The following is an 8,027-nucleotide window of genomic DNA, read 5'->3' on the forward strand; positions in this document are numbered from 1 at the left end:
TCCGCACCCTGAGCGATTTCACCGACCTGGTTTTCCACCCCCGCTGCCAGTCGCGCGATGTTCTGCAGATGCTGGCCGGTGTGTTCGACCTGCTCGACACCGATCTGCAGATCACTCGACAACTCGCGAATCTGCTCCACCACCTGCGCCGTGCGTTGCTGAATATCGGCGACCATCTCACCCACTTCACCGGTGGCCGACGCCGTGCGCGCCGCCAACCCACGCACCTCATCCGCGACCACGGCAAAACCGCGACCATGCTCGCCGGCTCGCGCTGCCTCGATCGCCGCGTTCAATGCGAGCAGATTGGTTTGACTGGCAATCGACTGAATCACCAGGGTCACGCGCTGAATATCGTCACTGCGCAGGCTCAAGGCTTCGATCAGTTCACGGCTGGCATTGGCGCGCTGACTGAGTTGATGCATGCGCGAAATCGAATCCACCAGTTCCGTGCGCCCCGCCGCGCTGCTGTGATGCGCCTGACTCGCTGCTTCAAGCGCGGCACGGCTGAGTTGTGAAGTGGCGTGTTCAGTCGCGATCATCACCTCGGCGTTGCTGACGATCCGCGCCGCCGCATCGAGTTGCGATTCGAGTTTGCTCGCCAGTTCCTTCACCGAAAACGCCACGCCGGCCGCCGACAAGGCGTTATGGCTGGTGGTGTAGGAAAGGTCGCGGGTCAGTTCGGACATGGCGCTGCCCGTGTCGGCAGGCTGGGCATCGGGGATGGCGCGGGAACGCAAGCGCGGTAGCCAGACAATCAGCACCGCTAGCGGCATGCCAACGTACAGCGACCATCCACCCAGCGTCATGCCGGCCAGCAACAGCATCAGGGCGATGCTTTGCAGGGTCGGCGCGATCCAGCGGTTTTTCGGCAAAAGCACTGGTGCAGGCAAAGCCCCAACCAGAGATCCGTCTCTCGTCATATCAACACCCCACGCTTGTTCTCGTTATTGTGACTGCATTAAACGCCACTACAACGCCATTATCCATGGTCCGTTAGTCGTGGGGTCTGTGGCAGGTCAATGGAACGGCGCGGGCTTATTGCAGACGAGCAAAAACAAAGATCGCAGCCTTCAGCAACGCCCATGTAGGAGCTGCCGAAGGCTGCGATCTTTTCAAGGTGCCCTGTTAAAAGGGTCACCCCACAGAATCAGGCCTGACGCTGGTGCTTGTCGATCTGCTCGTGACGCTCTTGAGCTTCGATGCAGTACTTGGTGGTCGGGCTGATCAGCAGGCGCTTCAGGCCAATGGCCTCGCCGCTGTCGTCGCACCAGCCAAAGCTGTCTTCCTTGATGCGCTCAAGGGCTTGTTCCAGTTGCGGCAGCATGCGCTGGTCGCGATCGATCGCGTTCACCAGCCAAGTGCGCTCTTCTTCAACCGAAGCCGCGTCTGCCGGGTCAGCCGGGGTGTCCAGGCTTTCGATGGCGATACGGTTTTGCTCAATGCGCTCGTGGGTTTCGACTTTCATGTTCTGCAGCAGCTCAGTGAAGAAAGCGTGCTGCTCTGCATTCATGTAGTCATCTGCCGGCATGGCCAGCAACTTGTCCTTTGTCATTGATATCTCTATAAAAAAACGTGCATTAAGGCGAATTAGGGAGCGTTTCGGCGAACCGCGTGCGATCGGCGAAAAGGCATCGTTTATTGCAAATGCCACCCGGCACTCAATTTACGAGGGGCGGCAGTCTAAGGCCCGATCGAGGCCTCAGCAACTGTAAATACAGGGAATTTGTCCGACAACGCCCGGAAACTGCTCTGACACAGGGTTCACACGGCCATCGGAGTGCGTTTATAGCAAGAAATTCAGTCGAGCGGCTGTATATAGAAGACAAACGGCTAACCACGCAGCGCCCAGACGCAGTTTTTTACCACGCACTGCATCGTTTCAGCAAAGCAGAACCGCAAAAGCCCCCCTAATATCAGGCCCACCGTGTGATCAATCAGCCTGAAGGATGACCTATGCCCCGCCCCGATCTGCCGGCCACCGACGAGGTCTCACTCGTCAGCCCCCCGATCAATGCCGAGCGCCTGCTGCAACTGATCACCGACGAATACGACGCCCTGCCGCGCCAGCTCAAACGCATCGCCAGCTACATCAGCCAACAGAGCGACCGGATCATGGTCGACCGCATCAGCGACATCGCCCGCGAGTGCGAAGTGCACCCGTCCGCCATCGTGCGCTTCTCGCAACGCTTCGGTTTCAGCGGCTTCAGCGAAATGCAGGCCTTGTTCCGCAGCGCCTACACGCACAAAGCCTCGCCGGTGCAGAACTACCAGCAACGCATCCGCAGCATGATCGCCAACCAGTCGCAGCAAGCCAGTGCCGGCGACCTCGCCCGCGAATGCATCGACGCCACCCGCTCCGGCATCGAACGCCTGGGCCGCGAACTCGACGACGCCGCGTTCGAAAAAGCCGTCGACCTGATCGTCAACGCCGACAACATTTATGTCGTCGGCGTGCGCCGCTCCTTCGCCGTCGCCGACTACCTCGTTTACAACTTGCAACACACTCAGAAAAAAATTCATCTGGTGTCCGGGCTCGGCGGCAGTTATCGAGAGCAGATGCGCAGCGTGCGCGCGAACGATCTGGTCATCGCCATCAGCTTCGTGCCCTACGCCAAGGAAACCCAACATTGCCTGCGCTTCGCCCGCCAGCAACAGGCCAACACCCTGATCCTCACCGACAGCCAGCTCTCGCCGCTGGCGAAACTCGCCCACAGCGTATTGCTGGTCAACGAAGGCAGCGCCCTCGCCTTTCGTTCGTTGAGTGCGACGTTGTGTTTGTGTCAGGCGTTGTTTGTGGCGGTGGCTTATCGGTTGGAACTGAATGTTGATGCGATTCACGAACAACCCGGCTTCGACGACTGACAATTGCCTCTGCGTCGGCTAGGTTATGCCTTCCCACCGGTTTGACTTGAAGGAACGCGTCATGAAACTGATCGGCATGCTGGACTCCCCTTACGTGCGCCGCGTGGCGATCTCCGCCAAACGCCTTGGCATCGACCTCGAACACGAGTCAGTCTCGGTGTTCCGCCACTTCGAGCAATTCCAGCAGATCAACCCGGTGGTCAAAGCCCCCACGCTGATCCTCGACGACGGCGTGGTCCTGATGGACTCGACCCTCATCCTCGACTATCTCGAGGCCAGCTCCGGCAAAAGCCTGCTGCCAACCGACCTGAAACAACGCGCCCACGCCCTGCGCCTGATCGGCCTCAGCCTCGCCGCCTGCGAAAAAGCCGTGCAACTTTATTACGAACGCAACCTGCGCCCGGCCGACATTCAATATCAACCGTGGGTCGAACGCGTCGAAGGCCAACTCGCCGCCGCGTTCACCGCCCTCGAACACGAACTGGAAAAAACCGGCCTGCCCACCGACGGCACCCTCACCCAGGCCGGCATCAGCCTCGCCGTCGCTTGGAGCTTCACCGACCTCGTCGTCCCCGACCAGATCGACACCCGCCGCTACCCACACATCGCCCAATACACCGCCTACGCCGAAACCCTCGAAGCGTTCGTCAGCACCCCGATGACCTGACCATGAGCACCACCGACACCGCCGCCCCGGCGTTAAAGGAAATCTTCAACGCCGAGCGCCTGCAGCACATCGCCCGCGAAATGAGCGCCGTGTACCCGGCGTTCAAGGCCAAGGCGTTTCTCAAACACGCCCAGGACGGACTTGCCGAATTATCAGTGATGCAACGCATGGCGCGTGTCAGCGAAAGCCTGCACGCCGTGTTGCCGCTGGATTACCAAGATTCCCTAGAAGTGCTTTTCGAACTCGCACCACGGCTGAACAGCGGATTCGTCAGCATGTGCCTGCCGCACTACGTCGCGAGTTACGGCGGACATGCGTTCGACACCTCGATGGACGCCCTGAAGTACTTCACCACCTTCGGCTCCTCCGAATTCGCCATCCGCCACTTTTTGCGCAGCGACCTGGAACGGTCGTTAGAGCTGATGCACGACTGGACCCGCGATGAGAACCACCACGTCCGACGACTCGCCAGCGAAGGCAGCCGCCCTCGCCTGCCTTGGTCGTTTCGGTTGGAAGCGGTTCAGGCCGATCCGCAGTTGGCCGCCGGGATACTCGATCGGTTGAAGGCGGATGAGAGTTTGTACGTGCGCAAGTCCGTGGCGAATCATTTGAATGATGTGACGAAGGTGCATCCGGAGTGGGTGCTGGACACGATTGAAGGTTGGTCGTTGGAGAACAAGCACACGAGCTGGATTGCGAAGCATGCCTTGCGGAGCTTGATTAAGCAGGGGGATTTAAGGGCGTTAACGGTGATTGGAGCCGGGGCGAAGGCTGAGGTTGAGTTGTTGGATGTGCGGGTTGAGCCGGCGGTGGTTAGGTTGGGGGAAGCGATTACGTTGTCGTTTGTGGTGAAGTCGACGGTGGCRCATGAGCAGCGGTTGGTGATTGATTATGCGATTGACTATGTGAAGGCGAATGGCGGGGTTTCGGGGAAGGTTTTTAAGTTGAAGACGGTGGTGTTGGCGGGGTTTGAGAGTGTGGTTGTGGGGAGGCGGCAGGTGATTAGGGATTTTACGACGCGGAAGCATTTTTTGGGGCGGCATGGGGTGAGGGTTTTGGTTAATGGGGAGGTTTTGGGTAGTGCTGCGTTTGACATTGTTGCTGGATGACACCACAGATAAATTCCGTTGATCTAGCAGTAACACTGATTGATATGGAATTACGGACAGGGCTGCTTTCGGCTAATAGTGGACGTTCGACCAGAGATACTGCCGGCCAGTGGCAATCATTTCAGAACTAGGACGCCGCGCTTTCGAACCCGCTCTATGGGGACAATCGTCAATTCAAAAATATTGCGAATGTATATTGAGTTACCCCTATCATCTGCTCGGAAATAGCGATGGCTGACCAAGAATACGAAAAAATAATGGCCCGTTACTTAGCGGACATCGAAAAACAGTCCCGCAAACGGCTTGCCGACGCAACTGACCTAATTGCGAAGTTCATCGATCTAGCCGCATCCAAAGGCTTGATCCTCGGCGCGGAGGCCTTCGAGTACATCCAGACAATCGGCATCGTTGCCAAGGCGCCTGGCATAGCAAGAACGCTGTTGGGACCAATCAAGGCCGAGCGCGATGGACTGCTGCCGTTCAACGAGATTGCATGCCGATTCCCTCCCAGCCCTCATTACGAAGGATGCTTTGCCGGCCCCGACTTTATTCTGATGGCCCACCCCTGTTACCGACGAGGAATGCATCCAGTTAATAACTGGGCCCCGAGATTTATAGATCTGTTCTGGCGGTTCGACAGTTCCGGCATAGAAAAATACATTGCCCTCGACGAAGACCGGGTCCGGATCGACGTCGGTGGGCTAGGCTATTTCGAGGCCGACACCTGGTACGGTGCTCCCTTCGACGAGGACATACGTAACATCAAAACCGGAATCGCCAAGCTGCGTCCACCCCCGGATCTCGAACCTCGACACATTTCTTTCTTCTTTGCCAGCGCGTACTGTCTCGACATCAAATGGAGCGAGTTGAATGGCATCAAGTCGTTTCAGGCTCTGGAAATGAAGACCGAGGACATTCGGATCGAGGTTGGAGGGCAGCACTACTTCCCCGCCCGCTACCTGCACGCTGAGTTCGATCTCGCGGCCAACTGTTTCAGGCACTTCGACGGTGCGATCCAGCTTTTCACGGAAGGTGAATATTTCCAGAGGCGCGATTCCGATTTCAACATGACAATGAAGAACCCTGCCCACATCAAACCCAAATCAAGCAAGCTCTTCAAGATAAATGGCCCGCTGAAAACGAAAGACTGGGTCGATTTCTGCTGTCACTTCTACAATGCCAACCCACTCACCTTTGAGTATTTCAGCGGTGAATACCCGAAGCACGTCAAAGAAACTCTCGAAAAAATCAAGGACCAAGCGTCGAGACTCGCCGGCGAGACTTAATCTGGCGGTTGGTTGGTGAAGACTCCGCTATGCGTTGACTGCTGTCCTTCGTGACAGGCAGAAAACGGCCAATTGGGGCCATTCGCGGCATGCTAACCCTGAGCCGTAGCTATGCCTTTCAGATTCCTCCTTGATCCAGATTCCCCTTTGGAGACAAGCAAAGTAAGATGGGCAAATCGCGTGATGGCATTTTGTTATCGCTATACATGTTGCAGGAAGCCTCATGAGATACAAACATCTAGAAATAGTTAAATAAACCAATATACAGGATGTCAATGTCTAGATTAATTGCAGTAAAATCACACTCACACTTTCAAGGCAATACGGGAGTAGTTATACCCCTAATAATAGAAGAGGATGGAAAACCTCCTAGAGAAGTGTATTCAGAAGAGTTTGAGAATGGAAATAAAATCTTCATTGCAGATGAGTACCAAGCAAAGATTGACGACAGCTACAGGGAGGATGAGTTATTTGTCATAACCGCATGGAGCGAAACAGACAAGGATGATTGGAAAACCACAACTAGCAAGCAAAGATATATATCATTCAGCAACTTGATCAGGCCRCTTGAAAAAAGCTCATACCTGCCGATTATTGATATGGTAATGCCTGATATAAGCACGGGTTCTGTAGAGTCAATTCCGAACTCTGGACTTAATAATACACACTTTATGATTCGAAATGGAGGGTTCATAAGTGGCCCATTTACCGCGCAACACAATGGTTCAGCATGGAGCGTGTCACCCGTCCTCGTTAATACACCACTTTCATTGCAGACCCATAACATTGCGCAATTCACAGAAGAAGACTTGTCTTCGGGTGGATTGCTAATTACCACAAAGTTGAATGGTGTTACGCGTAGCTACTTATCTTCTCTAGAACGCGCAAAACATATTGAGCACGATGTACAAGACTATATTTCTGATTCAGGGCTTATCACTTATTATACGAAAAATGGTTTCGGTAAAAATGATAAAAATAGTCTTTCTCGAACGGAAGCAGGTAAGCTAAAAGCTGCAGTGGAGGCTTACAAGAAGACTAATAAGGCGGTAGAAAACAACGATAGACTCAATCGTCTCAAAGAAATTTTAGACAGTTACCTCAGCTCCGAGGGAGTTGGGCTTGAGATCATTGATGGCTATTTGAATAACACACAAAACGGGCGCGACTTTTTAGAAAGCTTCGTTAGGCAAAATAGAGACATCCTTTTAAAGGACAAAGCTGAAGAACTTCGAAAACGACTGGAAGAGCAAAAAGAAAGGAATGACCTTGAGCTATCTAAGCTTTCTTCTGAAATAGAGCAAAGAAAGCAAGAGTTAAAGCTCGAAGAAAACAAAGTTTTAAATCAGCGAAAGATATCCGAGCAAGAAATTGAAGAGATCAAGAAGAAAACAGCCGCACAAATTAAAGAGGACTCACTGAAGGGGCAGGAGGATCTAAAAGAAGAAATACGACAGTTAGAAAAAATCAAAGAGGATTTGCAAGCCGGAGTAGAAACAATTAATTTGGAGTTCTCTCAACTTACCGAGACATTGAAGTTACCGAAAGAAATACAACATATTCAGTTCACTCTGGAAGATAGAAAAAGACAAATATCTGAACTGGAGCGCACAAATTACGACCTCGAAAAATTAGTTGAGAGGCAGATGGCAAAACTTTCGTCTCCTGACTTAAGTATAGTCATGCTTGAACATAAAACCATTAGTCAAATTCTAAGCGGACAAAAGACCACTTACAATCCAAAAATAAAGCCATATTTCCCCAAAAGAACGGCTAGAGAATTAGAGGATAACACCAGAGGGGACTATATTGAAGGCTTGAAAAAACAACTCGAAGGTGATGATGGCAGGCAGTTTAATTTTGATGAAGTTGGCAACCTTGTAATTACGATGATGCAATCCTTTTTGACTGTTCTAGCAGGTCCTCCCGGCACGGGCAAGACATCTACAGTCACTAGATTGGCTAAGCATATGGGGCTCATCAACCCAGACAGTTCTGATCCCGAGCAAATAAATAGGTTCCTCAATATCCCTGTTGGGAAAGGATGGGTGTCCAACCGTGATTTGATCGGGTTCTGGAACGGATTGAAGAATATATACC

The 8,027-nt window shown here is 53.3% G+C and carries 7 protein-coding genes; 5 read left to right on the forward strand and 2 right to left on the reverse strand.

The annotated features are described in order from the left end of the window. Both AC1DVF_RS27955 and AC1DVF_RS27960 read right to left on the reverse strand, forming a co-directional pair. A partial coding sequence (locus AC1DVF_RS27955) for a methyl-accepting chemotaxis protein (protein ID WP_477783502.1) occupies positions 1 to 923 on the reverse strand: 923 nt, incomplete at its 3' end. Positions 924 to 1,150: 227 nt separating this feature from the next. Beyond that, a complete protein-coding gene (locus AC1DVF_RS27960) occupies positions 1,151 to 1,555 on the reverse strand; it encodes a TraR/DksA family transcriptional regulator (RefSeq protein WP_003225981.1) in 405 nt (134 codons plus the stop codon). Positions 1,556 to 1,956: 401 nt separating this feature from the next. On the opposite strand from AC1DVF_RS27960, the gene AC1DVF_RS27965 reads away from it, so the two are divergent. The 5 genes from AC1DVF_RS27965 to AC1DVF_RS27985 all read left to right on the forward strand — a co-directional run. Further along, positions 1,957 to 2,865, forward strand: a complete 909-nt coding sequence (locus AC1DVF_RS27965) for a MurR/RpiR family transcriptional regulator (RefSeq protein ID WP_477783503.1) — start codon at positions 1,957 to 1,959, stop codon at positions 2,863 to 2,865. A 61-nt stretch (positions 2,866 to 2,926) separates the two neighbouring features. Beyond that, positions 2,927 to 3,532, forward strand: coding sequence for a glutathione S-transferase (locus AC1DVF_RS27970; RefSeq protein WP_405124100.1), 606 nt, complete (start codon positions 2,927 to 2,929; stop codon positions 3,530 to 3,532). 2 nt (positions 3,533 to 3,534) lie between these two features. Continuing rightward, complete coding sequence (locus tag AC1DVF_RS27975) at positions 3,535 to 4,641, forward strand: DNA alkylation repair protein (RefSeq protein ID WP_477783504.1); 1,107 nt, start codon at positions 3,535 to 3,537, stop codon at positions 4,639 to 4,641. A 230-nt stretch (positions 4,642 to 4,871) separates the two neighbouring features. Continuing rightward, positions 4,872 to 5,927, forward strand: coding sequence for a hypothetical protein (locus AC1DVF_RS27980; RefSeq protein ID WP_477783505.1), 1,056 nt, complete (start codon positions 4,872 to 4,874; stop codon positions 5,925 to 5,927). Between the two features lie 275 nt (positions 5,928 to 6,202). Further along, positions 6,203 to 8,027: hypothetical protein (locus AC1DVF_RS27985; RefSeq protein ID WP_477783506.1), on the forward strand; the 1,825-nt coding region annotated here is incomplete at its 3' end.

Source organism: Pseudomonas sp. P4_D7 (assembly GCF_056401755.1).